The 1191-nt window shown below is 41.4% G+C and carries 1 pseudogene; it reads left to right on the forward strand.

Annotated elements, in window-relative coordinates:
- A pseudogene (locus J3U16_RS11895) lies at window positions 1-930 on the forward strand (hypothetical protein); the annotation flags it as partial.
- Window positions 931-1191: the final 261 nt, after the last annotated feature.

Here is a 1191-nt window from a genome sequence, read left to right on the forward strand (position 1 = left end):
GCACCTTATAAGGTTACGTTATCCAGTACTGACGGTACATTATCTACTCGTTACGGTTTTCCTAATCATAGTACTTTCAGTGCAAGTAGTGAGACTTATTACGTCAATCCTAAGGCTGAGTCGGTGGTTTGTTTTGCTAAGCCTAATTTAATGTATGGTAAGCGTGGTGATGATCCTACTTACCCATCTTTTGATTTTGCTGGTCCGTCTTCAATGTGGGACCCAGCTAAGGGTTTTATCCCTCAGTCAACTGACCCGTCACTTTACGGTAGAAATTTTCCTACAACTGGCGCTAATGGATTGTACTTTGATTTAGATATTGGTGGTCGTAGTCAGCCATTGTCTTGGTCTCCTGTTTCTCATGGAGGTATCACTGCTACTATGTCTAATTCTACTGCTACAAGCGTACGCGTTACTTTAACTGGTCCTTACGCTACCGAATCCCAACAGAATTCATCCAGTCCTGGTCGTATTTCCACTCCATCTTTGCCTCAGACCTTCGAGTTGGTCGGTCGTGACAGTCAAGGTACTCCTGTCGTCAAATATGGTTTTACTTTGAAGCAGTGGTTCGTCAACCGAGGTTATAAGGTGGACTATCATTATAATACTGTATCTTGGTGTAATAGTATTGGTTATCGAATGCCTAGCGTAAAGGATTTAACCAATGCATTTTGTCGTGATACAGATTTAGAATGTCAAGGCGCTGTCGGCGCCACCCCTTCTTCCTCTGATAATCATTACATGCGTCATATAGATGCTGGGCTTTTCACGGAGTGGGGTTATATGAAAGATTATTCAGACGTTGGCTTCTACCGCTATTGGTACTGGGCTAGTGACCCGGTTGGTGGTTATATGGCTATCGTGAGCATACACCAAGGTAATGTGAGTTGGAACCACTACTACAACTACGGACTTTGCTCCTATCCTTAGTTTTTATTTCTTCGTCCTTAATCCTTAGACCGGGGGTGGGGGTGATAAAAAATAGTATTAGGTGATTAAAAGAAAGCTACGATTCAACATCGTTTAGCCATAAAAAAGCGATTTTGTGGCTTAGCGACGTTTGAATTACCCGCCTAGGCGGGTTTATTTTTGCGTTTTTATATCTCAAAAAAAGTTGAGGAGCGGGGTTTTTGAGGTTTTAAATTTCACTTAAAAAGTTTTAAATGATCAAACTTACTAAATTTCTAATTC

The organism is Gilliamella sp. B3023 (genome assembly GCF_026536845.1).
Lineage (GTDB): Bacteria > Pseudomonadota > Gammaproteobacteria > Enterobacterales > Orbaceae > Gilliamella > Gilliamella apicola_E.